At 71.0% G+C, this 25,636-nt stretch carries 23 protein-coding genes and 1 riboswitch; of the genes, 17 read left to right on the top strand and 6 right to left on the bottom strand.

The genetic code is table 11. The features are described from left to right. Window positions 1-23 precede the first annotated feature (23 nt). From NMK44_RS18580 to NMK44_RS18625, 10 genes are all read left to right on the top strand, one after another. Window positions 24-1,013 carry a malate dehydrogenase gene (locus NMK44_RS18580; protein ID WP_254744438.1) on the top strand — a complete coding sequence of 330 codons (990 nt, stop codon included), beginning with the start codon at window positions 24-26 and terminating at the stop codon, window positions 1,011-1,013. Window positions 1,014-1,165: 152 nt separating this feature from the next. Further along, window positions 1,166-2,911: an AbeC-like domain-containing protein gene (locus NMK44_RS18585; RefSeq protein WP_254744440.1), complete on the top strand. Its 1,746-nt coding sequence runs from the start codon at window positions 1,166-1,168 to the stop codon at window positions 2,909-2,911. Then, entirely contained in the window at window positions 2,898-3,323 is a 426-nt protein-coding gene (locus NMK44_RS18590; protein ID WP_254744442.1) for a hypothetical protein, read from the top strand. Before NMK44_RS18585 ends, NMK44_RS18590 begins: the two co-directional genes overlap by 14 nt. A gap of 1 nt (window position 3,324) precedes the next feature. Then, window positions 3,325-4,152, top strand: coding sequence for a serine/threonine kinase C-terminal domain-containing protein (locus NMK44_RS18595; RefSeq protein WP_254744444.1), 828 nt, complete (start codon window positions 3,325-3,327; stop codon window positions 4,150-4,152). Between the two features lie 198 nt (window positions 4,153-4,350). Further along, entirely contained in the window at window positions 4,351-5,265 is a 915-nt protein-coding gene (locus tag NMK44_RS18600) for a serine/threonine kinase C-terminal domain-containing protein (RefSeq protein ID WP_254744446.1), read from the top strand. A 137-nt stretch (window positions 5,266-5,402) separates the two neighbouring features. Then, a complete protein-coding gene (locus NMK44_RS18605) occupies window positions 5,403-6,905 on the top strand; it encodes an aldehyde dehydrogenase family protein (protein ID WP_254744448.1) in 1,503 nt (500 codons plus the stop codon). 181 nt (window positions 6,906-7,086) lie between these two features. Then, complete coding sequence (locus NMK44_RS18610; protein WP_254744450.1) at window positions 7,087-8,661, top strand: GMC family oxidoreductase; 1,575 nt, start codon at window positions 7,087-7,089, stop codon at window positions 8,659-8,661. Further along, window positions 8,661-9,758 (top strand): quaternary amine ABC transporter ATP-binding protein, encoded by a 1,098-nt coding sequence (locus NMK44_RS18615; RefSeq protein ID WP_254744452.1) that lies wholly within the window; start codon window positions 8,661-8,663, stop codon window positions 9,756-9,758. The genes NMK44_RS18610 and NMK44_RS18615 overlap by 1 nt, the downstream gene beginning before the upstream one ends. After that, window positions 9,755-11,788, top strand: a complete 2,034-nt coding sequence (locus NMK44_RS18620) for an ABC transporter permease subunit (protein WP_254744454.1) — start codon at window positions 9,755-9,757, stop codon at window positions 11,786-11,788. The genes NMK44_RS18615 and NMK44_RS18620 overlap by 4 nt, the downstream gene beginning before the upstream one ends. Before the next feature lie 79 nt (window positions 11,789-11,867). After that, on the top strand, window positions 11,868-12,824 hold the full coding sequence (locus tag NMK44_RS18625) for an ABC transporter substrate-binding protein (RefSeq protein WP_254744657.1): 957 nt from the start codon (window positions 11,868-11,870) through the stop codon (window positions 12,822-12,824). A gap of 60 nt (window positions 12,825-12,884) precedes the next feature. On the opposite strand, the gene NMK44_RS18630 is transcribed toward NMK44_RS18625, so the two are convergent. Further along, entirely contained in the window at window positions 12,885-13,598 is a 714-nt protein-coding gene (locus NMK44_RS18630) for an isocitrate lyase/PEP mutase family protein (RefSeq protein ID WP_254744456.1), read from the bottom strand. Continuing rightward, window positions 13,595-14,059, bottom strand: a complete 465-nt coding sequence (locus NMK44_RS18635) for a carboxymuconolactone decarboxylase family protein (RefSeq protein ID WP_254744458.1) — start codon at window positions 14,057-14,059, stop codon at window positions 13,595-13,597. Before NMK44_RS18635 ends, NMK44_RS18630 begins: the two co-directional genes overlap by 4 nt. 47 nt (window positions 14,060-14,106) lie before the next feature. Between NMK44_RS18635 and pdxR the strand changes: the two genes are divergently transcribed. From pdxR to NMK44_RS18650, 3 genes are all read left to right on the top strand, one after another. Beyond that, entirely contained in the window at window positions 14,107-15,501 is a 1,395-nt protein-coding gene (gene pdxR / locus NMK44_RS18640) for a MocR-like pyridoxine biosynthesis transcription factor PdxR (RefSeq protein WP_254744460.1), read from the top strand. 72 nt (window positions 15,502-15,573) lie between these two features. Further along, window positions 15,574-15,906, top strand: a complete 333-nt coding sequence (locus tag NMK44_RS18645; RefSeq protein WP_254744462.1) for a hypothetical protein — start codon at window positions 15,574-15,576, stop codon at window positions 15,904-15,906. 3 nt (window positions 15,907-15,909) lie between these two features. Further along, a complete protein-coding gene (locus NMK44_RS18650) occupies window positions 15,910-17,094 on the top strand; it encodes a glutathionylspermidine synthase family protein (RefSeq protein ID WP_254744464.1) in 1,185 nt (394 codons plus the stop codon). A 172-nt stretch (window positions 17,095-17,266) separates the two neighbouring features. Here NMK44_RS18650 and rocD read toward each other — a convergent pair whose 3' ends face one another. After that, window positions 17,267-18,493 (bottom strand): ornithine--oxo-acid transaminase, encoded by a 1,227-nt coding sequence (rocD, locus tag NMK44_RS18655; RefSeq protein WP_254744466.1) that lies wholly within the window; start codon window positions 18,491-18,493, stop codon window positions 17,267-17,269. A gap of 115 nt (window positions 18,494-18,608) precedes the next feature. Next, a riboswitch (ZMP/ZTP riboswitch) is annotated at window positions 18,609-18,706 on the top strand. 42 nt (window positions 18,707-18,748) lie between these two features. Here rocD and glyA point away from each other — a divergent pair. Further along, the gene (glyA, locus tag NMK44_RS18660; protein ID WP_254744468.1) at window positions 18,749-20,020 is read left to right on the top strand and encodes a serine hydroxymethyltransferase; all 1,272 of its coding nucleotides are present in this window, start codon (window positions 18,749-18,751) and stop codon (window positions 20,018-20,020) included. Here the strand turns inward: glyA and NMK44_RS18665 are convergent. Both NMK44_RS18665 and NMK44_RS18670 read right to left on the bottom strand, forming a co-directional pair. Continuing rightward, window positions 19,980-20,168 carry a hypothetical protein gene (locus tag NMK44_RS18665; protein ID WP_254744470.1) on the bottom strand — a complete coding sequence of 63 codons (189 nt, stop codon included), beginning with the start codon at window positions 20,166-20,168 and terminating at the stop codon, window positions 19,980-19,982. The genes glyA and NMK44_RS18665 overlap by 41 nt on opposite strands. A 13-nt stretch (window positions 20,169-20,181) precedes the next feature. Next, entirely contained in the window at window positions 20,182-21,003 is an 822-nt protein-coding gene (locus tag NMK44_RS18670) for an RNA polymerase sigma factor (protein WP_374215294.1), read from the bottom strand. 55 nt (window positions 21,004-21,058) lie between these two features. Here NMK44_RS18670 and trpS point away from each other — a divergent pair, with 55 nt between their 5' ends. From trpS to NMK44_RS18685, 3 genes are all read left to right on the top strand, one after another. After that, entirely contained in the window at window positions 21,059-22,072 is a 1,014-nt protein-coding gene (gene trpS, locus NMK44_RS18675) for a tryptophan--tRNA ligase (protein WP_254744472.1), read from the top strand. 264 nt (window positions 22,073-22,336) lie between these two features. Next, the gene (locus NMK44_RS18680) at window positions 22,337-22,936 is read left to right on the top strand and encodes a 2'-5' RNA ligase family protein (RefSeq protein WP_254744474.1); all 600 of its coding nucleotides are present in this window, start codon (window positions 22,337-22,339) and stop codon (window positions 22,934-22,936) included. Between the two features lie 303 nt (window positions 22,937-23,239). Beyond that, a complete protein-coding gene (locus tag NMK44_RS18685) occupies window positions 23,240-24,211 on the top strand; it encodes a YihY/virulence factor BrkB family protein (protein WP_254744476.1) in 972 nt (323 codons plus the stop codon). Between the two features lie 10 nt (window positions 24,212-24,221). Here the strand turns inward: NMK44_RS18685 and NMK44_RS18690 are convergent, their stop codons facing one another. Then, on the bottom strand, window positions 24,222-25,634 hold the full coding sequence (locus NMK44_RS18690; protein WP_374215295.1) for a D-alanyl-D-alanine carboxypeptidase family protein: 1,413 nt from the start codon (window positions 25,632-25,634) through the stop codon (window positions 24,222-24,224). Window positions 25,635-25,636: the final 2 nt, after the last annotated feature.

The raw sequence follows: 25,636 nt of genomic DNA on the forward strand, positions 1-25,636 counted from the left end.
AAAACACAGCGCAGGAGACCGCCATGACCCGCACTCCCGTCAATGTCACCGTCACCGGCGCGGCAGGCCAGATCGGCTACGCGCTGCTCTTCCGTATCGCCTCCGGTCAGCTGCTCGGCCCGGACGTGCCGGTCGCGCTGCGTCTCCTGGAGATCCCACAGGGACTGAAGGCCGCCGAGGGCACCGCGATGGAGCTCGACGACTGCGCCTTCCCGCTGCTGCGCGGCATCGACATCTCCGATGACCCGAACGTGGCCTTCGACGGCGCCAACGTGGCCCTGCTCGTGGGCGCCCGTCCGCGCACCAAGGGCATGGAGCGGGGCGACCTGCTCGAGGCCAACGGCGGCATCTTCAAGCCGCAGGGCAAGGCCATCAACGACCACGCCGCGGACGACATCAAGGTCCTCGTGGTCGGCAACCCGGCCAACACCAACGCGCTCATCGCGCAGGCCGCCGCCCCGGACGTACCGGCCGAGCGCTTCACCGCGATGACCCGGCTGGACCACAACCGCGCCCTGTCGCAGCTCTCGAAGAAGACCGGGGTGCCGGTCGCCGAGATCACCAAGCTGACGATCTGGGGCAACCACTCCGCCACCCAGTACCCGGACGTCTTCCACGCCGAGGTCGCGGGCAAGAATGCCGCCGAGGTCGTCAGCGACGAGCAGTGGCTGGCCGACACCTTCATCCCGACCGTCGCCAAGCGCGGTGCGGCGATCATCGAGGCGCGCGGTGCGTCCTCGGCCGCCTCCGCCGCCAACGCGGCCATCGACCACGTCCACACCTGGGTGAACGGCACCGACGCCGGTGACTGGACCTCCGCCGGTGTGGTCTCCGACGGTTCCTACGGTGTGCCGGAGGGCCTGATCTCCTCCTTCCCGGTCACCGCGAAGGACGGCGCGTTCGAGATCGTCCAGGGCCTGGACATCAACGAGTTCTCGCGCACCCGGATCGACGCCTCCGTCAAGGAGCTCGAGGAGGAGCGCGAGGCGGTGCGCGGTCTCGGCCTCATCTGACGCCTGAGCGGCGTCCGTTCTCCGTCGGGCAGTCATCCGAAGGTTCACACTCCGGTATTCACTCCGGAGTGTGACCCTTCGGCCATTCCCTGTGAAGTCGGCTCATCCTCCCCTACCGTGGGAGGAGTTGACGCCGGCCTCGGGGGGAGAGCATGGCCAGGGACAGTCGCGCCGATCACGCCGTACGTCCGCCGCGTCCGCGGCCGGAGCCCGTGCGCCCCGTTCCCTCGTCATCCTCACCCCACACCAGCAGTGAGGCCACCCGGCTGCTGTGCGCGGGCACCTATCTCGACGACGACTTCCGGGATGCCGTCGTGGACGAGCTGTATGTCCACGAGGAGCGCTCCGTGGCGCCGTCCCTCGGGGTCGACGCGGCCCGGGTGCTCGCCCACGCACTGCGTGCCCGCCGGGTGGAGGCGGGCTGGACGGCGCTGCTGGCGGCGTTATGGCTGATGGACTTCCTGCTCGCCAAGGGCTTCTTCTACGCCTTCCTGCTGTCCAGCGCGCTGCTGCTGATGGCCTCCTGGGCCAGGGGCGGCGCCTCCGGCCCGTTCCGCGCCGACTATCCGGGGGCCGACCGGGTCGGGCTCTACCGGCGGCGGCTGGCCGCGGTCCTGCGGGTGGCCGGATGGCTCACGCTGGTCTCCTATGTGGCCGCTGCCCTTGAGCTGGCCCTCGCCGATGACGCGGACCCGACCGCGCTGAGCGTCGCGCTGCCGCCGCCGCTGCTGGCCGGGGCGGATCCCACCGCGGCCTGGTTCGCGCTGCTGATCCCCGCCGCGATGGCCGGTGCGGTCGCCTGGCACCGGGAGCACATCGCCCGGGTGCTGGCCACCGAGCTGGATCAGACGACCTTCGCCGACCCCGGCAGGGACCCGGCCGAGCGGTTCGACGGCGCCCGCTTCCAGCGGGTGCGCGCCCTGATCCGGCGCGAGCAGCACGCACCGGCGATCCTCTACCACGATCAGCACCCCTTCCTCGGCGCCGGCACCGCCCATGCCACCTGGACCCTCGCCGTGGAGCTGCGCCCGCGCGAGGGCGCCACGGCCGTACCGCTGGACAACCGCGTGATCCTGGAGCGGATCCGCCCGCTGGTCGAGGCGCTGCGCACACCGTCCGCCGGCCATGCCCCGCAGGACGGCGCGGTCCGTGACCGGCTGCGCGGTCTGGAGCTGGACGAGTGCGTGTTCCTCAAGGCCACCGGTCTGCGCAGCAGGTCCCTGGTGCCGTACGGCGAGGCGGAGTTCGCCCGGGAGCGGGCCGAGGCTGTCGAGGAGGGCGGGGAGATCCGGCGCCACTTCCTGCGGGTCCGGGTCGGGGCGTGGCGGGAAGAGGTCGTGGTCACCGTCTTCGTCCGGGTGCACACCCAGGGCGGCATGCTGATGCTGGAGTTCGCGCCCCATGTGCTGCGCCCGATCCGCCCGGCCTTCCGCGCGGTCGACCGGATCTCCGACTCCCACCGCCGGGGCGGGATGCCGGGCAAGGCGGTCTGGGCGCTGGCCCGCACCCCCACGGCGGCGGGCCGGTCGCTGATCAGCCTCTTCCAGTCGCTCGCCTTCCTCTGGCGGATGTACGCGGGCGGTTATGACGCCGCGATCCCCGACGGCCCCTGGGCGTCGGTGCGTGAGCTGGGCAGTGACACCGGAGCCTCGCTGTTCCAGGAGATGGACGTCAGCCGCTATCTGAAGAGCGTCGAGGACCGGGTGGCCAATGGCGTCCGGCAGGCGCTGGCCGAAGCCGGCTGGGAGACCGGCGAGTTCGAGCAGAAGGTCATCAATGTCAGCGGCGGCGGCATCTTCATCGAGTCCGCCGAGAACAGTGCCCTCAGCTTCGGCGACAACAACACCATCAGCAACACCCCACGCAATGGAGCGGGAGGCGGCCATGACGACGGCTGACACGGACGGTGAGCACGGCCCGACGAACGGCGGGGCCGGCGGGGGCGGCGGGCGGAAGTTCGGGGACATCCGCATCGGCGGTGTCCGCGGCAGCACGGTCAGCTTCGGCGACCACAATCGCATCGTGAACGCGCCGCAGAGCGAGATGGCATGCGACCCGGCGTATGAGGAGCTGCTGGAGGCGGTCCGGCAGCTCGCCGCCGATCTGGAGCGGATGGTCCCCGGACCGGAGGTCCAGGCCCTGTCCAATGAACTGGCCACCGCCCAGGACGAGATCCAGCGCACCGGCCGGGCCGGGGTCGGGCGGCTGGCCCGGGTGCGTGCCCTGCTCCAGGACGCCAGCGCCAGCATCGGCATGCTCGCGTCGGGCGTCGCCGTGGGGCAGGCGGTCGGCGTGCTGCTGGGCGGTTGAGATGACCACCCCGGGTGGCGGGCACGGCCCCCGCTGGGACGAGGAGACACAGCGCTGGGTGGGGGAGGGCGCGGGGCCGTCGGCCCCGCGCCGCCGACCGCCCTGGCCCCATCAGGGCGTGGTGCTGCTGTCGGTGCTCGCGGTCCTGCTGACCGGCGGGATCGGTTTCGGCGTCTGGAAGTTGCTGGACGGTGACGGTGACGGTGAACCGGCCCGGAGTGGTTCCACCGCGAGCGCGGAGTGGCCGAACGGGGACGGGGTGCCGCCCCCGTCGTCCGCTGCGTCCACTCCGTCCTCTCCGTCGTCCCCGGTGCCCTCGTCGCCGCAGTCCGTGGTGCCTTCGGCCTCCTCGGGTGCGGGCGGTGAGGCACCCGCGGGCTATGTGCGCACCCGGGACCCGGAGGGCTTCACCCTCGATGTCCCGGTGGGCTGGCAGCGGGAGAAGCGCGATACGGGCGTGTTCTACGAATCGTCCGACGCCAGCGGTCTGATCCAGGTCTTCGCGCTGACCGAGCCCAAGATCACCCCGTATGAGGCGCTGAGCCAGGCGGAGACGGGACTGCGCAAGAACCCCGGCTACCACCGCTACCGGCTGGAGCGGCTCGGCCCCGGCGACGGGGCGGACGCCGAGCTCGAATACGGCTATCGCAGCGAGAAGTACGGTCAGCGCCGCATCCTCGACCGTGCCTTCTCCGGGGAGAACGGAGTGCAGTACGCGGTGCTGATCGCGGGCCCGGCCGCGGACTGGCCTGAGCAGCGGAAGCGGCAGGAGATCGTGCTCGACGCCTTCTGCCCCACCGCGTACTGCCCGGCGGGATCGGAGCCGTAGGGCGGGCGGTGCCACGGGCGGTTGCCCGCGTCCGGTGTGGTCGGCCGCGTCCGGTGCGGTGGGGCGCATCCAGTGAGTATCCGGCGAAGTATCCGGGATCGAGACGGTGGCAGACGAGGCGATGTCCCTCATACTGGGTTCTCCGTATGTCGGCTAACTCGCCTTATCGCCAGAAGAGTTCCGCTATGGGGGGCGTTCATGGAGCACGGGGGGCCGGGCGACCGGCAGCAGTGGCCGGATGGCGAGGAGCAGCGCCAGGAGGCCGCATGGCAGTGGGATGACACACTCGCGGACGGTGCGCCGCAGTGGGCACCGGCGCCGCCGCCATCCCCTCCGCCGGTGCCGGGCGCCGAGACCCGCCGGGTGTACCAGGCGCTGGCCGTGGCGATCTTCCTGACCGTCGGGGCTGCGTTCTCCGGCTGGGTGGCGTTCGGCGACGACGGGGACACCGGATACCGGGCCGGTCCACTGCCGGGGGTGAGCGAGAGCCCCTCCACGCCCACGGACGTCCCGACGACCGACAGTGTGCCCACCTCCGATCCCTGGACCGAGGCGCCCACCGGGTCGGCCACCGATGTGCCCACGGATCTGCCCGGGGTGCCCTCACCGTCGGCCACCCCGTTCGGCGACCCGTCGTCCCCCTCGCTGACCGGCGGTGCCCCGCCCGCGGGCTACAGCACCCAGAGCGATCCGGCCGGATTCCACCTCGCCGTCCCGGACGGCTGGCTGCGCTCCGTCGAGGGCGTCAGCGTCTTCTACACCTCACCCGACGACAGCACGATGATCCAGGTCTTCGAGCTGCACGGCCCCGAGGCCACCCCGTACGCGTCGGCCCAGGAGGCGGAGCGGCTGGCCTCCCGCCACCGCGGCTACGAGCAGGTCACCCTGGCGCCGCTCGGCACCGCCGCCATGGACCCGGCGGAGCTGGAGTACACCTACCAGAGCAAGAGCGAGGGCCATCGGCGGATCATGGACCGCCGCTTCGCCGCGCCCAGCGGCACGATGTACGCGGTGCTGGTCATCGGCCCGTCCGGGGACCGGGCGAATGAGCAAGAGGTCCACCAGGCGGCCCTGGACACCTTCTGTCCCACGGCCTACTGCACGACCCAGTGACCGGACCGCCACCTCAAGTGACGTGAGCCCCACCACTTTCCTTCACGAAGTGGGCATACGTTCGCCCCATTGGGTTAGGGGTCCTTGTTGCTGGCGTGGCCAGCGGGAAAGACCGCAGAACCGGAAGGCAGAACGACGTGTCGTCAGTCGAGACCATTCATGTGGACGGGGTGTGGCGGACGGCCGCATCCGGCGCGCAGCGGGAGGTCCTCGACCCCGCGGACGCCAAGACCCTCGCCGTAGTGGCCGAGGGTGGCGCCGAAGACACCGACGCGGCCATCGCCGCCGCGCGCCGCGCCTTCGACGAGGGCCCCTGGCCCGGTACCCCGGTGGCCGAGCGGGCCGCGCTGCTGCGCCGCGTGGCCGATCTGCTCCAGCGCGACCGGGAGACCATCGCGCTCATCGAGAGCCGGGACACCGGCAAGACCCTCGAGGAGGGCCGGGTCGACGTCGATGACGTGACCAACGCCTTCCGCTACTTCGCCGACCAGGTCACGGGCGAGGCCGCCGGGCGCGTGGTGGACGCCGGCACCCCCGATGTGCACAGCGTCGTGGTCCATGAGCCGGTCGGTGTCTGCGCGATGATCACCCCCTGGAACTATCCGCTGCTCCAGGCGAGCTGGAAGGTGGCCCCCGCGCTGGCGGCGGGCAACACCTTCGTGATCAAGCCCAGTGAAGTGACCCCGCTGTCCACCGTCCACCTGGTGAAGCTGCTGGTCGAGGCCGGGCTGCCGGCCGGTGTGGCCAACCTGGTGACCGGCGCCGGTGACCCCGTGGGCGCCCGGCTGTCCGAGCACCCGGATGTGGACCTGGTGTCCTTCACCGGTGGTCTGGTCAGCGGCACCAAGGTGGCCCAGGCCGCCGCGCCGACCGTGAAGAAGGTCGCCCTGGAGCTCGGCGGCAAGAACCCCAATGTCGTCTTCGCCGACGCCTGCTCCACCGCCGAGGGCTTCGACACCGCCGTCGACCAGGCGCTGAACGCCGCGTTCATCCACAGCGGCCAGGTCTGCTCCGCCGGTGCCCGGCTGATCATCGAGGAGTCGGTGCGGGAGCGCTTCGTGGCCGAGCTGGCCCGTCGCGCCGAGAAGATCAAGCTGGGCCGGGGCACCGAGGAGGGTGTCGAATGCGGCCCCCTGGTCTCCGCCCAGCAGCTGGACAAGACCGAGACGTATGTCGCCTCCGCCCTGGAGGAAGGCGCGCTGCTGCGTTGCGGCGGCAAGCAGCCCGAGCCCTCCTCGGTCCGTCCCGCCACCGGCTACTTCTACCTGCCGACCATCCTCGACCAGTGCCACCGCGAGATGCGCGTGGTGCGCGAGGAAACGTTTGGGCCGATTTTGACGGTCGAGTCCTTCCAGACCGAGGACGAGGCCGTCACACTCGCCAATGACACGGAGTACGGACTCGCCGGCGCCGTCTGGTCCGCCGACACCGCACGGGCCCGCCGCGTCGCCGCCCGACTGCGGCACGGCACCGTGTGGATCAACGACTACCACCCCTACCTCCCGCAGGCCGAATGGGGCGGGTTCGGCAAGTCCGGTGTCGGGCGTGAGCTCGGCCCGTCCGGGCTGGCCGAATACCGGGAGTCCAAGCATGTCTACGAGAACCTGCGGCCCAGCCCGGTGCGCTGGTTCGGCGGCTGACACCTCACCGCCGGCGTCCCTCCCGGACCGTGCCGGACCCGGCCCGCCCCCCGGGCCGCGGTCCGGCCGCGCCCGGTGAGGCGCCGGCGGTCCGCACCGTGATCCGTCCCCACCCGGGGCGTCAGCCCCATGGCCCGCGCCGTCGCGGGCCCCTGCAAGACCGCGAGGAGTAACCCCCACCATGTCCGTACCTGAAGGCTATGACTACGTCGTCATCGGCGGCGGCACCGCAGGGTCGGTGATCGCCTCCCGGCTCACGGAGGACCCGGACATCCGCGTCGCCGTCATCGAGGGCGGTCCCACCGACATCGACCGCCCCGATGTGCTCACCCTGCGCCGCTGGCTGGGGCTGCTCGGCGGCGACCTCGACTACGACTACCCCACCACCGAGCAGCCGCGCGGCAACTCCCACATCCGGCACAGCCGGGCGCGGGTGCTCGGCGGGTGCTCCTCGCACAACACCCTGATCTCCTTCAAGCCGCTGCCGGGCGACTGGGACGAGTGGGCCGAGGCCGGTGCCGAGGGCTGGGACGCCACGTCCATGGACCCGTACTTCGACCGGCTGCGCAACAACATCGTCGCCGTGGACGAGAAGGACCGGAACGCCATCGCGCGTGACTTCGTGGAGGCCGCCCAGGCCGCCGCCGGGGTGCCGCGGGTGGAGGGCTTCAACAAGAAGCCCTTCCACGAGGGCGTCGGCTTCTTCGACCTCGCCTACCACCCGGAGAACAACAAGCGCTCCTCGGCGTCGGTCGCCTATCTGCACCCCTTCCTGGACCGGCCCAATCTGCACCTGATGCTGGAGACCTGGGCGTACCGGCTGGAGCTGGACGAGACCGGCCACGCCACCGGGGTGCGGGTGCGCACCAAGGACGGCGAGGAACTGCTGATCGAGGCGTCGCGCGAGGTGCTGGTCTGCGCGGGCGCGGTGGACACCCCCCGGCTGCTGATGCACTCCGGTATCGGTCCCAAGGCCGATCTGGAGGCGCTGGGCATCCCGGTGGTCCACGATCTGCCGGGCGTCGGCGAGAACCTGCTCGACCATCCCGAGTCGGTGATCGTGTGGGAGACGGACGGCCCCATCCCGGACAACTCCGCGATGGACTCCGACGCGGGTCTGTTCGTCCGGCGCGACCCCGACTCCCGGGGCCCGGACCTGATGTTCCACTTCTACCAGATCCCGTTCACCGACAACCCCGAGCGGCTGGGCTACGAGAAGCCCGAGCACGGGGTGTCGATGACCCCCAACATCCCCAAGCCGCGCAGCCGCGGCCGGCTCTACCTCACCAGCGCCGACCCGGCCGTGAAGCCCGCGCTGGACTTCCGCTACTTCACGGACGAGGAGGACTACGACGGCCGCACCCTGGTCGACGGCATCCGGATCGCCCGTGAGATCGCCAAGACCGAGCCGCTGGCGGGCTGGCTGAAGCGTGAGGTCTGCCCCGGCCCGGAGGTCACCTCGGACGAGGAGATCAGCGAGTACGCCCGTAAGGTCGCGCACACCGTGTACCACCCGGCGGGCACCTGCCGCATGGGCGCCACCACGGACGAACAGGCCGTGGTCGGCCCCGACCTGACGATCCGCGGACTGCACGGCGTACGTATCGCCGACGCGTCCGTGTTCCCCACCATGCCCGCGGTGAACCCGATGATCGGCGTTCTGATGGTGGGCGAGAAGTGCGCCGAACTGCTCACCCAGGACCGGCACCGTTCCCGGGACCGAGCTACGCAACCCGCTCCCGGAGGTGACGCCTGATGTCCGCGACCCTGGTCCCCGAGACCCCCGAGACCCCTGAGAAGTCCGAGAACAACGGCAAGGCGCCGGTGTTCTCCGTCCGTGGCCTGTGGAAGGTCTTCGGACCCAAGGCCGACCGGATACCCGGCTCGGCCGAGGCCGGTCTCTCGGCCGAGGAACTCCGCGCCCGCACCGGCTGCACCGCCGCCGTCCGCGACGTCTCCTTCGACGTGCAGCCGGGCGAGGTCTTCGTGGTCATGGGGCTCTCCGGCTCCGGCAAGTCCACGCTGGTGCGCTGTCTGACCCGGCTGATCGAGCCCACCGCCGGTGAGCTGAGCATCGACGGCGAGGACGTGCTCGGCATGGACAGGAACCGGCTGCGCGATCTGCGCCGCCACCGTGCCGCCATGGTGTTCCAGCACTTCGGGCTGCTGCCGCACCGGTCCGTACTGGACAACGTCGCCTACGGTCTGGAGATCCAGGGCGTGGGCAAGGCCGAACGTCGCGCCAGGGCCGCCAAGGTGATCGAGAAGGTCGGCCTCACCGGTCTGGAACGCCGCCGCCCCGGCCAGCTCTCCGGCGGTCAGCAACAGCGTGTCGGACTCGCCCGCGCCCTCGCGGTCGACCCCGAGGTGCTGCTGTTCGACGAGCCGTTCAGCGCGCTGGACCCGCTCATCCGGCGGGACATGCAGGAGGAGGTCATCCGCCTGCACCGCGAAGAGGGCCGCACGATGGTCTTCATCACCCACGACCTCAGCGAGGCGCTGCGGCTCGGCGACCGGATCGCGCTGATGCGCGACGGCGGGATCGTCCAGCTCGGCACCCCCGAGGAGATCGTCGACTCCCCGGCCGACGACTACGTACGGGACTTCGTCCGCGATGTGCCGCGTGAGCAGGTCATCACCGTGCGCAAGGCGATGCGGCCCGCGAACGGCGACGAGGCCACCGATGGTGCCTCCGTGGCCCCCGGTGTGACCGTGGCCGAGGCGATCGAGGTGGCCGCCCGCAGCGGTGGCCCGGTCCGGGTGGTCGAGAACGGCCGTTGTATCGGCATCGTCGACCATCAGCGACTGCTCGCCGTGGTCGCGGGGGTGGAGGCAGGGGTGGTCCCAGCATGAGCGTGACCACCACCGCCCCCGACAAGACGTCCCTCGAGAAGAGAGATCCGGACGGCGCGCCCCGACGGGCCGGAGGGCTCAAGGCGCTGCTGACCCACCCTCTCGGGCGCAAGCTGGTGCCTCTCACCGCCCTCGCCGCGGTGCTGATACCCATCGCCGCGGTGCTGTGGGGCAGTGGCGCCTGGCCGAGCGAGCTCAGTCACGATGTCAAGGCGCCGCTGGACTCCGTGAACCAGTGGATCATCGACAACCGTGACACCCACCCCCTGTTCCTGTACTTCCTGCTGTACTTCAGCAACGCCGCCACGGACTCGGTCGACGCCGTCTACAACCTGCTGGACTCGCTGGGCTGGATCGGGGTCACCGCCACCGCCGTTCTCTTCGCCTGGCGGGCCGGGGGCCTCGGCCGGGCCGGTCTGAAGGTCGCGGGCATCACGCTCGGAGCGTTCGCCGTCTGCGGACTGCTCGGGATGTGGGACCCCACCATGATCACCCTCGCGCTGATGGTGGTGGCGGTAGCCGTTTCGGCCGTTCTCGGCGCGCTGCTCGGGCTCGCCGCCGGTCTGTCCGAGCGCTTCAACCGGATGTTGCGGCCCGTGCTGGACACCATGCAGGTGATGCCGGCCTTCTCCTACCTGCTGCCCATGGTGCTGATCTTCGGCCCCGGCACACCGGCCGCGCTGTTCTCGACGGTCATCTACGCCGTGCCGCCGATGACCCGGCTCACGGCGCTCGGTCTGCGGGGTGCCGACCCGGCCGTGCTGGAGGCGTCGTCCTCGCTGGGGGCGAGCTTCTGGCAGCGCCTGCTGACCGCTCGACTGCCGCTGGCCCGTAAGCAGATGCTCCTCGGGCTCAACCAGACGATCATGATGGCGCTGTCGATGGTGGTCATTGCGTCCATCGTCGGTGCGGGCGGTCTGGGCGAGGAGGTGTTCACCGCGCTGTCGACGACGGATGTCGGCAAGGCACTCGCCGCGGGTCTGCCGATCGTCCTGATCGCCGTCTGGCTGGACCGTACGACCGCGGCCGCGGGTGAACGGTTCGGCGCGACCGCGGCGGCCGAAGCGACCGGGGCCCGGCGGCTGTTGCACGGCTGGCGGGCCTGGGCGCTGGTGACGGCCGGTGCTGTGGTGGCGGCCGTGGCCGGCCGGCTGGCCGGGGCGACGCTGTGGCCGGAAGCCTGGGTGTACGAGATCTCCACGCCCGTCAACAAGTTCCAGGAGTGGATCACCAACAACCTCTACCAGGACGTACCCGTCCTGGGCGGCACCAAGGTCTGGGCCGACCACATCACCGAGTGGATGATCAACCCGCTCCGTGACGGTCTGCTGGACGCCCCGTGGTGGCTGTTGCTGCTGCTGGTCGCTGTTCTCGCACTGCTGGTCGGCACCTGGGGCACCGCGCTCACTGCCGTCCTGGCCATGGCGGCCGTCGGTGTGCTGGGTGTCTGGCCGAAGACGCTGGACACGCTTTCGCAGGTGCTCGTGGGCCTCGCGCTGACCCTCTTGCTGGGCTTCGCGATCGGCATTCTCGCGGCCCGGGTCGGATGGGTGGAACGCTGGCTGCGGCTGGTGCTCGATGTGTTGCAGACACTGCCGCAGTTCGTCTATCTCATCCCGGTCGTGGCGCTGATGGGCGTCGGCCGCGTCGCGGCGATCACCGCGGCGGTGGCCTACGCGCTGCCCGCCGTCGTCCGTATCACCACCCAGGGCATCAAGGAGGTCGACCCGGCGGCGCTCGAAGCCGCCCGCTCCATGGGAGCCAGCGGAGCCCAGCAACTGCGTCAGGTGCAGTTGCCACTGGCCCGGCCCGCGCTACTCGTCGCCGTCAACCAGGGCGTGGTGCTGGTCCTCGCCGTGGTCGTCGTCGGTGGTCTGGTCGGCGGTGGCGCTCTCGGATACGACGTGGTCTTCGGCCTCGCGCGTGGAGAACTCGGAGTGGGACTGGTGGCCGGTGCAGCCATCGTCTGTCTCGGCCTGGTACTCGACCGGGTCACACAGCCCACCGCCGCTACCCGCAAGGAGAGCTGAGGTCCGGTCCCGTGAACAGTACGGCCGATGCCGTCACCCTCGTGCCACACCCCCGAAGAAAAGGAACATATTCGTCATGATGAACAGCAAGCGGGTTCGCAGAACTCTCGTCGCCGCCACCGGAGCCGTCGGCCTGGTCGCGCTGAGCGCGTGCGGTGCCGCGGACACAGGCAAAAAGAACGAAGTGGGCGGCGACAAGGCCGTGACGCTGACGGTTCCTTCCTGGGTCGGCGCGGAGGCCAACGTTGCCGTGGCCAAGTACATCCTGGAGAAGGAGCTCGGCTACAAGGTCCACACCAAGCAGATGGGCGAGGTCCTTGCCTGGGACGCGCTGAGCAAGGGGGACATCGACGGGATCCTCGAGGACTGGGGCCACCCCAAGCAGGAGAAGCAGTACCTCAACGGCAAGAAGACCGTGGTGAAGGGCGGCGACCTCGGCGTCACCGGCCACATCGGGTGGTACGTGCCGAAGTACTTCGCGGACAAGCACCCCGATGTCACCGACTGGAAGAACCTCAACAAGTACGCGGAGGACTTCAAGACTTCCGAAAGCGGTGGCAAGGGCCAGCTGCTCGAGGGTTCGCCTGACTACGTCACCAATGACGACGCGATCATCAAGAACCTGAAGCTGGACCTCAAGACGGTCTACGCGGGCAACGAGTCCTCGCAGATCACCCAGATCAAGCAGAATGTGAAGAACAAGACGCCGTTTCTCACCTACTGGTGGACGCCGCAGTGGCTGAACAACCAGGTGGACATGGTCGAGGTGAAGCTGCCGGAGTACAAGACGGGGTGTGACGCGGATCCGAAGAAGATCACCTGCGCGTACCCCAAGACTCCGCTCCAGAAGTACTTCAACGCCGACTTTGCCAAGAACGGCGGCAAGGCGGCGAAGTTCCTGAAGAACTTCAAGTGGACGACCGAGCAGCAGAACGAGGTCGCGGGAATGATCGCCGGGGACAAGATGTCCGCGGACGCGGCCGCGAAGAAGTGGGTCGACGAGAACAAGCCCACCTGGGAGAAGTGGCTGCCGTAGGCAGACTCCGCACCGGGCTCGACCTCAGGGCGCTCCCGGCCGGGCCCCGCTGCGTCCCCCTCACCCGGTGGACGGAGCGGGGCCCAGCCGTTGTACGAGGTCCCGCGCGGCGGCCATCGTCTCGCGGAAGAGACGGGGGCCGAAGGTGACGCGGGTCGCGCCGAGCCGGCCGAGTTCCGCGGGGGAGTGGTCCTTCGCCAACGCGTTGAGGGGTGCTTTGATCGCTGTGGCCAGTCTCGGCAGGACGTCTGATGGTGCCGTGATCGGGTAGATGCCGTCCGCCCCCGCTGCCAGGTAGAGCCGTGCGCGGGCGATGGCGTCGTCCAGGTCTCCCGAGCCGTGGACGAAGGTGTCCACCCGGGCGTTGAGGAACAGCTCCGGTCCCGCCGCCTGCCGTACCGCCGCCAGCCGGTCCGCCTGGTACGCCGGGTCGAGGAGGCGTCCGTGGGCCGAGTCCTCCAGGTTGCAGCCCACCGCGCCCGTCTCCAGGAGGCGTTCGGCCAGTTCGGCCGGGGCGAGTCCGTAGCCGCTCTCGATGTCGGCCGAGACCGGGATGTCCACGGCGCGCACGATCCGCGCCACCGCGGCGAACATCTCGTCGGGCGGGGTGTCACCGTCGTCGTGGCCGAGCGACGCCGAGACCCCCGCGCTCGGCGTCGCCAGGGCGGCGAAGCCCGCGTCGGCGAAGACGCGGGCCGAGGCCGCGTCCCACGGGCCCGGGAGGATCAGGGGGGCGTCCGTGGTCGCCCGGTGGTGGAGCGCGCGGAAGGTCATCGCGGGGTGTAGGAGCCGGGGGCCATCCGCGTGGTCACCGCGATGCGGTTCCAGGCGTTGATGGTGAGGATCATCGCGATGAGCTGGGCCAGTTCCTGCTCCTCGAAGTGCGCGGCGGCGTGCTCGTAGACCGCGTCCGGGACGAAGCCGTCGGTCAGGACGGTGACCGCCTCGGTCAGGGCGAGCGCCGCGCGCTCCTGGGGGGTGTAGGTCTCCCCGGCCTCCTCCCAGGCGCTGAGCAGATAGATCCGCTCCTCGGACTCGCCCGCGGCACGGGCGTCCTTGATGTGCATATCGATACAGAAAGCGCAGTGGTTGATCTGGGAGGCGCGGATCTTGACCAGTTCGACGAGCTCCGGGGCCAGGCCCTTCCGGGCCGCCGCGTCGAGCTGGACCATGGCCTTGTAGACCTCGGGCGCGGCGTGGACGAACTGCATGCGGGGGCTGTTCTGGTGCGTCATGGCCTCCACGCTAGAACTCCGGTAGCCCAACGATATGGTCCATTCCCATGGAGGATTCCTGGGCCACTTCCCTGGATCTGCACCTGGACCTGCCCGGCGGGACGGGGGTGCGGGCGGCGCTGATCCGCTCGCTGCGGGACGCCGTGCGCGAGGGGCGGCTCGCGCCGGGCACCCGGCTGCCCTCGTCCCGTTCGCTCGCGGTGGACCTGGGCATCGCCCGGAACACGGTGGCCGACGCCTATGGGGAGCTGGTGGCCGAGGGCTGGCTGACCGCCCGCCAGGGCTCGGGCACCCGGGTGGCCCGGCGGGTGGTGCCGCCGGAGCCCGCGCCGCCGCGCACACCGCAGACCCCGGCGAGGCCCGTCTACGATCTGACGCCCGGTTCGCCCGATGTCGCCTCCTTTCCCCGGTCGGCCTGGCTCTCCGCTTCCCGGCGCGCGCTGACCAGCGCGCCCAACGAGGCGTTCGGCTACGGGAAGCCGCAGGGCCGGGCCGAACTGCGCCGGGTGCTGGCCGACTATCTGGCGCGGGCCCGGGGGGTGCGGGCGGCGCCCGAACGGATCGTGGTCTGCGCGGGGTTCACCCAGGGGCTCGCGGTGCTCAGCCGGGTGCTGCGACAGGCCGGGGAACGCGCGGTGGCCGTCGAGTCCTACGGGCTGGACATCCACTGGAACGCGATGCGCCGGGCCGGGCTGGACACCGTGCCGCTGCCGGTGGACGGCCACGGCGCGGATGTGGCGGAGCTGGACCGGCTGGGGGTGGGGACCGCGCTGCTGACCCCCGCGCACCAGTTCCCCACCGGGGTCTCGCTGGACCCCGACCGGCGGGCCGCGGTGGTGGACTGGGCGTCCCGGACCGGTGGACTGGTGCTGGAGGACGACTACGACGGGGAGTTCCGCTACGACCGCCAGCCGGTCGGGGCGCTCCAGGGGCTCGACCCGGAGCGGGTGGTCTATCTGGGGACGGCGAGCAAGAGCCTGGCACCGGGGCTGCGGATCGCCTGGATGGTGGTGCCGGACCACCTCATGGACGCGGTGCTGGCGCTGAAGGGCACGGGGGAGTGGCAGTCGGGCGTGCTGGACCAGCTCACGCTCGCGGAGTTCATCGACTCCGGTGCCTATGACCGCCATCTGCGCGGGATGCGGCTGCGCTACCGGCGCCGCCGCGACCAGGTGGTGGCGGCGCTGGCCGAACGCGCCCCGGGGGTGCGGGTCACCGGGATCGCGGCCGGACTGCACGCGGTGCTCGAACTCCCGCCGGGCACCGAGCTGTCGGTCGTCCAGGGGGCGGCCTGGCAGGGGCTCGCCCTGCACGGCCTGGCCCGCTTCCGCCACCCGGATGCCGGCGCGGTGCGGCGGGATGCGCTGGTGTTCGCCTATGGGACACCGCCCGACCACGCCTTCTCGGGTGCGATCGAGGCGCTGTGCCGGGTCCTGCCCTGATCCACCCCGCCGTACGGATGTGATGGCAACCCCTCTAGGGTGGGCGGTCCACACCACGGGGGAGATCATTCGATGGAGCGCATCACGCCACGTCGGCTGCGGTCGAGCACGGTGATCCTGGGCAGTATGGGCGCGCTGGCGGCGGCTCTGACGTCCTGCGGTTCCGAACCGGACAAACGCTGTGTGGACCGCGACAGTTACGACGTCATGAAGGGCTACCGCGTCGTGGACTCCAGCGCCTGCCAGGGCTCCTCGACGGGCACCAAACGCGGTAAGAAGCGTGTGGACGGCGACTGGTACTACGACGCCGATGTGACCGGCCGCTGGGCCGACTACGGCACTTTTGACAAGAGCCAGGCAGCCGACCGCGGTGGCTTCGGCTGCTCCGGTTCGGGCGGCGGCTGATCCGTGGAGCGCCATACGATCGATCCCCGCCCCGGCTGGCAGGCCACGGTCGAGGAGCAGGGGGTCATCTATCCGCTGACCCGCTACCCGGACGGTTCGCTGCGCCCCTACTGGGACGAGAGCGCCTACTACTCCTTCTCGCTGCCCGAGGTCGAGGCGCTGGAAGAGGTCGTGGAGGAGCTGCACGGGATGTGTCTGGCGGCCGCCGGGCACATCGTGGAGCACGACCGCTTCGGTGATCTGGGTATCGACGATCCCCGGCTGGCCCGGCTGATCGCCGAGTCCTGGCACCGGCGCGCCGAACAGCCCAGCGTCTACGGCCGGTTCGACCTCCGCTACGAGGGTGGCGCGGCGCCCAAACTGCTGGAGTACAACGCGGACACCCCCACCTCGCTGGTGGAGGCGGCCAGTGCGCAGTGGTTCTGGATGGAGGACCGGTTCCCCGGCGCCGACCAGTGGAACTCGCTGCACGAACGGCTGGTGGACGCCTGGCGGAAACAGGCCGGGCTGCTGCCGCCGGGCACCCCGCTGTACTTCGCGCACTCGGCCGGGGACGAACTGGGCGAGGATCTGATGACCGTCGCCTATCTGCGGGAGACGGCCGAACAGGCGGGGCTGGCCACCGAGTCGATCTCCATGGAGGACATCGGCTGGCAGGGGCTGTCCGGGCGGTTCGTGGACCGCAGGCTCGGCTTCATCCGCGCCTGTTTCAAGCTCTACCCGTGGGAGTGGCTGGTCAGCGACCGCTTCGGTCCGCATGTGCTGGACACGCTGGACAACGGCGGCGGCACCGGTTCCACCCTGTGGATCGAACCCGCCTGGAAGATGCTGCTGTCCAACAAGGCGCTGCTGGCGGTGGTCTGGGAGCTCTACCCCGGTCATCCGAATCTGCTGCCCTCCTATCTGGACGGTCCTCGTGAACTGGCCCGTACGACGGGCTATGTGGCCAAGCCGCTGCTCGGCCGGGAAGGCGCGGGAGTCACCGTGCACCGGCCCGGGGAGGAGCCCGTGATCCGGGACGAGCCCTGCTGCTACCAGGAGTTGGCGCCGCTGCCGGAGATCGACGGCAACCGTGTGGTGCTCGGGGCCTGGGTCGTGGAGGACGAGGCGGCCGGGCTCGGTATCCGGGAGTCGGCGGGGCTGATCACCGATGAGTACGCCCGCTTTCTGCCGCATGTGATCCTCTAGGTCCTGTCCTGTCGATCTTCGTGGATCAGGCCGCGGCGTCTGGTGCCGTGGCTCGCAAGGCGGAGGGTCGTCCTTGTACTGGGCGTACTCGGATGATCCCGACAACGCGGCGAGGTGCGGTGCCAGGCGTCGCGGGCCCACGAAGATCGGCAGGACAGGGCCTAAGCGGGTCTCATTCCGACAGCACCGCCGTGAGCTGCTCCAGGCCCCACAGCAGATCCTCCTCACTGATCACCAGCGGCGGGGCGATCCGGATGGTGGCGCCGTGGGTGTCCTTGACCAGCACCCCGCGGTCCATCAGCCGCTCGGAGATCTGCCGCCCGGTGCCCCGGCCGGCGGGGATGTCCACCCCCGCCCACAGCCCCCGGCCGCGCACCTCCGTCACCCGGCCCGCCTCCCGCAGCAGCCCCAGCTCATGGTGGAGCCGCTCACCGAGCGCCGCGGACCGCCGCTGGAACTCCCCGGTCCGCAGCAGGGCGATCACCTCCAGCGCCACCGCGCAGGCCAGCGGATTGCCGCCGAAGGTCGAGCCGTGCTCCCCGGGCCGGTGGACCCCGAGGATCTCGGCGGAGGAGACCACCGCCGACACCGGCACCACCCCTCCGCCCAGCGCCTTGCCCAGCACATAGACGTCCGGGACCACGCCCTCGTGCTCACAGGCGAAGGTGGTCCCGGTGCGGCCCAGCCCGGACTGGATCTCGTCCGCGATGAACAGCACCTTGCGGGACCGGGTCAGCTCCCGGACTCCGGCCAGATAGCCCGGCGGCGGCACCAGCACCCCCGCCTCGCCCTGGACGGGCTCCAGCAGCACGGCCACGGTGTCCGCCGGGGCGGCGTCGACCGCCGTTTCCAGCGCCGTCAGATCGCCATACGGGACGATCTCGAACCCGGGGGTGTAGGGGCCGTAGTCGGCACGGGCCTCCGGATCGGTGGAGAAGCTGACGAGGGTGGTCGTCCGGCCGTGGAAGTTGTTCTCGGCGACGATGATCCTCGCCTGGCCGTCCGGGACGCCCTTGATCCGGTAGCCCCACTTCCGGGCGGTCTTCACCGCCGTCTCGACCGCCTCCGCCCCGGTGTTCATCGGCAGCACCATCTCCATCCCGCACAGCGCGGCCAGCTCCGCGCAGAACGCCCCGAAGCGGTCGTGGTGGAAGGCGCGCGAGGTGAGCGTGACCCGCTCCAGCTGGGCCCTGGCCGCCTCGATCAGCCGGTGGTTGCCGTGCCCGAAGTTGAGCGCGGAGTATCCGGCGAGCAGATCCAGATAGCGGCGGCCCTCGATATCGGTCATCCAGGCGCCCTCCGCGGACGCGATCACCACGGGCAGCGGATGGTAGTTGTGCGCGCTGTGGGCCTCGGCGGCCGCCAGGGCGCGCCGGGTGAGCGGATCCGGGGTGGACAACGCGTACTCCCTTCGGTGCCGGGCGCCGGGGCTTCGGCGCCGGGTGGATCCGGGGCCCGGATGGCGGCCGGGCACGTCGGCTGTCCGCGAGGGAGGGGCTGCCTACTAGAGTGGGCCCGCGCACCGTGACTGGCGAGCCGAGCGTGGAACCGACCACGAGGAAGCGGTGCGCGGCCACAGCGCCACGAGGTGCCGCCCGCCTGGGCACCGAAGGGATCACGACCGGACCACCACCGATCGCCCCGGAGGAATGCCATGAGCCTGCCCCTTTCCCATCCCGCCCTCGCCGCGTCCGACCCCGAACTCGCCGCCCTCGTCGGCGCCGAGGAACTGCTCCAGTCCGAGACCCTGCGGCTGATCCCCAGCGAGAACTACGTCTCCTCGGCCGTGCTGGAGGCGTCGGGCACGGTGCTCCAGAACAAGTACAGCGAGGGCTACCCGGGCCGCCGCTACTACGAGGGCCAGCAGGTCATCGACCAGGTGGAGACCCTGGCCGTCAACCGGGCCAAGGCCGTCTTCGGCGCCGACCACGCCAATGTCCAGCCCTACTCCGGCTCGCCCGCCAACCTCGCCGTCTACCTCGCCTTCGCCGAGCCCGGCGACACCGTGATGGGGATGTCCCTGCCGATGGGCGGCCATCTCACCCACGGCTGGGGCGTGTCCGCCACCGGCTCCTGGTTCCGCGGTGTCCAGTACGGGGTGCGCCAGGACACCGGCATGATCGACTTCGATGAGGTCCGTGACCTGGCCCGCAAGGAGCGGCCCAAGCTGATCTTCTGCGGTGGTACCGCCGTGCCCCGCACGATCGACTTCGCCGCCTTCGCGGAGATCGCCCGCGAGGTGGACGCGGTGCTGGTCGCCGATATCGCGCATATCGCCGGACTGGTCGCGGGCGGGGCCCACCCCTCCCCGGTCCCGTATGTCGATGTCGTCTCCACCACCACCCACAAGACCCTGCGCGGTCCGCGCGGCGCGATGCTGATGGCCCGCGAGTCCCATGCCAAGGCCCTCGACAAGGCCGTCTTCCCCGGTCTCCAGGGCGGTCCGCACAACCAGACCACCGCCGCCATCGCGGTGGCCCTCCATGAGGCCGCCCAGCCCTCCTTCCGTGACTACGCCCATGCGGTGGTCGCCAATGCCAAGGCGCTGGCCGAGGCACTGCTCGCCCGTGGGTTCGACCTGGTCTCCGGCGGCACCGACAACCATCTGATCCTGATGGACCTCACCCCCAAGGAGGTGCCGGGCAAGGTCGCGGCCAAGGCCCTGGACGAGGCCGGGATCGTGGTGAACTACAACACCGTGCCCTTCGACCCCCGCAAGCCCTTCGATCCCTCGGGTATCCGCATCGGCACCCCCTCCCTGACCTCACGCGGACTGGGCACCGAGCACATGCCCGCCGTGGCCGGCTGGATCGACCGCGGGGTGACCGCCGCCCGGAGCGGTGACACCTCCGGTCTCGCCAAGATCAGGAACGAGGTCGCCGAGCTCATGGCGGCCCACCCGGCTCCCGGTCTGCCGACCGCCTGACCGAATTGACGGTGCTCTGCCCGGCCGCCAGGCCGGGCAGGGCCCGCCACCACTGCTCCTCCCGGATCCGGCCGCGCTCCGGCGGCACCGGCACCGGCAGCCCCACGATCCGGGCCATCACCCGCTCCACCACCGTCTCGCCCTCCATCGGGCCCTCCGGCTCATCCGGCCCGCCCCGGGGCGAGCCGCCCGGTGGACCGTCCAGCGCGCGCCCCAGCGCCCGCAGCTCCTCCGGCAGCCCGGCCGGGCCCCCGGCCGGCGCCGCCTCCCGCACTCCGGTCATATGCTCCGCCTCCCCGCGAGGCCCGGGTCTGCCGCCCGCCCCGCGCACTCCGCACGGCGCGCGCACCCCGCGCGCCCCGCTCGCTCCGGTCCCGCCCCCGGGTCCGCTCCGCCTCATCCGGGCCGAGCAGCAGCTCCAGCCGTCTCAGCGCACGGCTCAGCCGCGACTTCACCGTGCCCCGCGGCCAGCCCAGCGCCTCCGCCGTCTCCGCCTCGTCCAGATCCAGCAGATAGCGGTAGATCACCACCCGCCGCTGGTCCGCGCTCAACTGATCCAGAGCGGTCATCAGCCGCGCCCGCCGCTCACCCGCCATCGCCAGCGCTGCCGGGTCGACCGATTCCGGTATGACCGCCGCGGTCCCGCCCAGCGCCCCTTCCCGGTCGACCGCCGACCGCAGCCGACGCGCCGAGCGGATCGCGTTACTGGTCTCGCGGGCGACGATCCGCAGCAGCCACGGCCGGAACGCCGCCCCGTCGCGGAAGCCGCCCAGCGCGAGATACGCCTTCACAAAGGCGTCCTGCACCACATCCTCGGCATCGGCACCGGCTCCGAGCAGCACCGCCGTGCGATGCGCCACCGGTGCGTACGCCCGCATCAGCTCCGCGTACGCCTCGGTTTCCCCGGCGCGCACCCGCGCGATGATCCCCGCTTCGTCCCGCGCGACGAGGTCCCCCTCCCGCGCCCTCCGTGTCGTCCTCACACCTTTCATACACCGGCGGACGGAGCCGGGTTCCACACCTGAGAGAATGGGTGCCATGGTCCTCGATCGTCCCCGTGCGCTCTCCGGTATCCAGCCCACCGCAGGCTCCTTCCACCTCGGGAACTACCTCGGTGCGATCCGGCAGTACGTCGCGCTCCAGGAGACCCACGACGCGTTCTACACCGTGGTCGACCTGCACGCGATCACCGTCCCCCAGGATCCGGCCGAACTGCGCGCCAACTCGCGCCTCGCCGCCGCCCAGCTGCTCGCCTCCGGCCTCGACCCGGACCGCTGCACCCTCTTCATCCAGAGCCATGTGCCCGAGCACGCGCAGCTCGGATGGGTGATGAACTGTCTCACCGGGTTCGGCGAGGCGTCGCGGATGACCCAGTTCAAGGACAAGTCGGCCAAGCAGGGCGCCGACCGGGCGACCGTCGGCCTGTTCACCTACCCGATCCTCCAGGTCGCGGACATCCTGCTCTACCAGGCCAACCACGTCCCCGTCGGCGAGGACCAGCGTCAGCACATCGAGCTCACCCGTGACCTCGCCGACCGGTTCAACGGCCGCTTCGGCGAGACCTTCACCGTCCCGGCGCCGTACATCGTCAAGGAGACCGGGAAGATCTACGATCTCCAGGACCCGACGATCAAGATGAGCAAGTCGGCGTCCACCCCGAAGGGCATCGTCAACCTCCTCGACGAGCCCAAGGTCTCCGCGAAGAAGATCAAGAGCGCGGTCACCGACCTGGAGACCGAGATCCGCTTCGACGAGGAGAAGAAGCCCGGAGTCAGCAATCTGCTGACCATCTACTCGACGCTCACCGGCACCGCCATCCCGGAGTTGGAGAGCCGTTACGAGGGCAAGGGCTACGGCGCGCTCAAGACCGACCTCGCCGAGATCCTGGTCGAGTGGGTGACACCGTTCCGCGAGCGGACGCAGGAATACCTGGCGGACCCGGGGACGTTGGACAAGATCCTCGCCAAGGGGGCGGAGAAGGCCCGGGCCGTCGCCGCCGAGACGCTGGCCGTCACCTACGACAAGGTGGGCTTCCTGCCCGCCAGGCACTGACGGCCGGGCACCGGCGGGACACCGGCGAGCGCCGGTCGCGCACCGGTCGGGCGCTCCTCGCGCGGCGGTCGGGCGCGGGGCCGGTGCGCCGCGGGGCGTGCGCGACAGCAGTACACCCGGGTCCGGGCTCCCGGCCAGGGGGCCCTAGGGCCTGTGTGCCGAAGGACCGAGGCACCTAGCCGCGAGGGCGGCACAGCCGCCACACTGACACCGGTGCAGCGGCATCGAGTCCAGCAGCCCGGGAGGGCCAGGAGGGAGAACGCAGTGGGGACCGTAACGCTCGGCGTTTCGATCGCGGTCCCGGAGCCGTACGGCAGCTACCTCCAGGGGCGGCGCGCGGGCTTCGGGGACCCTGCCGCCCATGGCATCCCCACCCATGTCACCCTGCTGCCGCCGACCGAGGTGGAGGCCTCGGCGCTCCCGGCCATCGAGGACCACCTGGCCCGGGTGGCCGCCGAAGGGCGGCCGTTCCCGATGCGGCTGGAGGGGACCGGCACGTTCCGGCCGCTCTCGCCGGTCGTCTTCGTCAGGATCGTGGAGGGTGTGGACGAGTGTGCCGCGCTCCAGGAGCGGATCCGGGAGAGCTCCGGGCCGTGCGCGCGTGAGCTCCAGTTCCCGTACCACCCGCACGTCACCGTGGCCCACGGCATCGACGAGGAGGCCATGGACCGGGCCTTCGCCGAGCTGAAGGACTATGCGGCGGCCTGGACGATCACCGGCTTCGCCCTCTACGAGCAGGGCGCCGACGGGGTGTGGCGGCTGGACCGTGAGTACCCTTTCGGCGCGGGTGAGCCGACGGACGGCGGGACGCCCATGGTGCCCCGTCAGGTCGATCTCTCCCGCCCGGCCGCGCCCTCCTGCTGATTTCGTACCCCGGCGTGCCGCGAGCCGGGCAGCCGGGGCTCGGCCCCGTCGCCATCCGACACCGCGTCAGCCACGTTCACCGGAACGGGTGATGGGCGCGGTGTTTGCGGCCGCTGTGCCGACTGATGGACCGCCGTCGGTGAGATCCATGATCAGACCGATTCCCGTCCCGGTTCCGCCGCCCCACGTTTCGCCCTGCCGGTCGCGCTAGGCGCGCGTGTTCCGGGGAACCCGGATTCCGACCTTCTGTGCACCTCACCGTGTGCCGAGGGGAGAAACCGTGCAGAAGGGTAGTTGCTGATCATGGAATGGTTGACCCGGCTGCCAGTCGTCGGCCCCGCGATCGCCCAGCTCATGCGCACCCACGCCTGGCGTTCCTATGAGCGGCTGGACCGCGTCCACTGGACCCGGCTCGCCGCCGCGATCACCTTCATCAGCTTCCTCGCCTTCTTCCCGCTCATCGCGGTCGGCGCGGCGATCGGCGCCGCGACGCTCACCGAGTCCCAGATGCATCAGCTCCAGAAGAAGCTGGCCGAGCAGATCCCCGGGATCTCCGGTCAGCTCGACCTGGGCGGCCTGGTCGACAACGCGGGCACGATCGGGGTCGTCGCGGGGGCGCTGCTGCTGTTCACCGGTATCGGCTGGGTGGGTTCGCTGCGCGAATGCCTGCGGGCCGTCTGGGAGCTGGAGGAGGACCCCGGCAATCCGGTGGCCCGCAAGCTCAAGGACGCGGGCGTGCTGCTGGGCCTCGGCGGTGTCGCCCTCGTCTCGTTCGGCCTCTCCACGCTCGCGGCCACCGCCGTCGGCCGGGTCGCCGGGCTGCTCGGCATCCCCGAGGACGGCGCCGGCGGCTGGCTGCTGTGGGCCGCCGCCTTCATGGTCGCCGTCGTGGCCGACTTCGTGCTGCTGTGCTACGTGCTGACCTGGCTGCCCGGGGTCGAACCGCCGCGCCGCCGCGTCGTGGTCGCCGCCCTCATCGGCGCGATCGGCTTCGAGCTGCTCAAGCTGCTGCTGAGCAGCTATCTGCGGGATGTGGCGGCCAAGAGCATGTACGGCGCGTTCGGCGTCCCCATCGCGCTGCTGCTGTGGATCAACTTCACCGCCAAGCTGACCCTGTACTGCTCCTCCTGGACCGCCACCGGGTCCGGTGCGGAGAGCCCGGAGGAGGCCGACGAGGCCGGGAAGGCCGACGGCGGGACAGCGGGGAGCGGCGGGTCCGACGCGACGCCCAAGCCGAAGCCCGAATCCGCCGGCCCCGCCAACCCCCTGGACTGACCCGGCCCGCTCAGCCGCGGCCGCGCCGCCGCACCAGCTCCGGCAGCGGGTGGCGGCGGTGCACCGCGTACGCCACCGCGGCCAGCAGCGCCAGCGTGCCGCCCGTGATGCCGATCGCCGTCCACTTGCCCGAACCGCCGTCCGAGGAGACCGACGCCTGGGTGTGCTCGTCCGTGCCGTTGCCGTGCGCGGTCGTCCGGTTCTGGTTGGCGCCCGCCGCGCCCGGCCGGACGAGCGTGCCGACCGGATTCACCGAGCCCGACGCCTTGAAGCCCCAGTCGAAGAGCTTCGCGGTCTCCTTGTAGACCTCGCTCGGCGCGGCCTTCTGCGGGTTCATCACGGTGACCAGCAGCACCCGCTTGCCGCGCTGGGCGACACCGGTGAAGGTGGAGCCCGCGTTCGTCGTGTAGCCGTTCTTGACCCCGGCGATCCCCTTGTAGGTCGGGATGCCGAAGCCGGTCAGCAGCCGGTTGGTGTTCTGGATCTCGAAGCTCTGACGGGTCTTCTTGCCGTCCTTGCCCTTCTTGTAGTCCCCGGGGAACTTCGCGTACGCCGTCGAGGCGTACTCCCGGAAGTCCGCCTTCTGGAGGCCGGAGCGGGCGAAGAGCGTGAGGTCGTACGCGCTGCTGACCTGGCCCTTCTCGTCGTAGCCGTCCGGGGTGACGACATGGGTGTCACGGGCGTTGAGCTGGCGGGCGTGCGCCTGCATCTCCTGCACCGTCTTCGCCTTGCCGCCGTTCATCGCGGAGAGCACGTGCACCGCGTCGTTGCCGGAGCGCAGGAACACCCCGAGCCACAGGTCGTGGACCGAGTAGCTGTAGTTCTCCTTGACCCCGACCAGGCTGCTGCCCTCGCCCATCCCCTCCAGGTCCGAGGGCACCACCGTGTGGTTCTGCTCCTTGGGCAGCTTGGGCAGCAGGGTGTCGGCGAACAGCATCTTCAGGGTGCTGGCGGGCGGGAGCTGCCAGTGGGCGTTGTGCGCGGCCAGGACGTCGCCCGACTCGGCGTCGGCCACCAGCCACGACCGTCCGCTGAGCCCCTTCGGCAGCCGCGGCGCGCCCGCCTTCGGGTCCACCTGGGTGCCGGGGTGGCCGAGCCGCTTCCCGCCGACCGTGGACATCTGGGCCGGAGGCTTCACGGCTCCGGGGCCGTCCGCGGCGCCCGGTACGTCGTCGGCGAACGCCGGCGCGGTGGGCAGCAGGCTGGACAGCGCGAGTACGCCGGCGGCGATCAGGGGTACGGCGATACGGCGGCGGCTGTCGGTCGCGCGCGCCCCACCGGCCGCGTCGCCCGTACGCGGCGCGGAAGCATATGAACATGTCTGCACGTTGGTGAACGTACCCGCCGTTCCTGTGGTCGGCGACAGGACCGCCGTCGTATGGGCGTCAGACCCCCGCGTGGAGGCATCCGAGGGTGCGCCCATAC

It is taken from the genome of Streptomyces cucumeris (assembly GCF_024295805.1).
GTDB classification, from domain to species: Bacteria; Actinomycetota; Actinomycetes; order Streptomycetales; family Streptomycetaceae; genus Streptomyces; species Streptomyces cucumeris.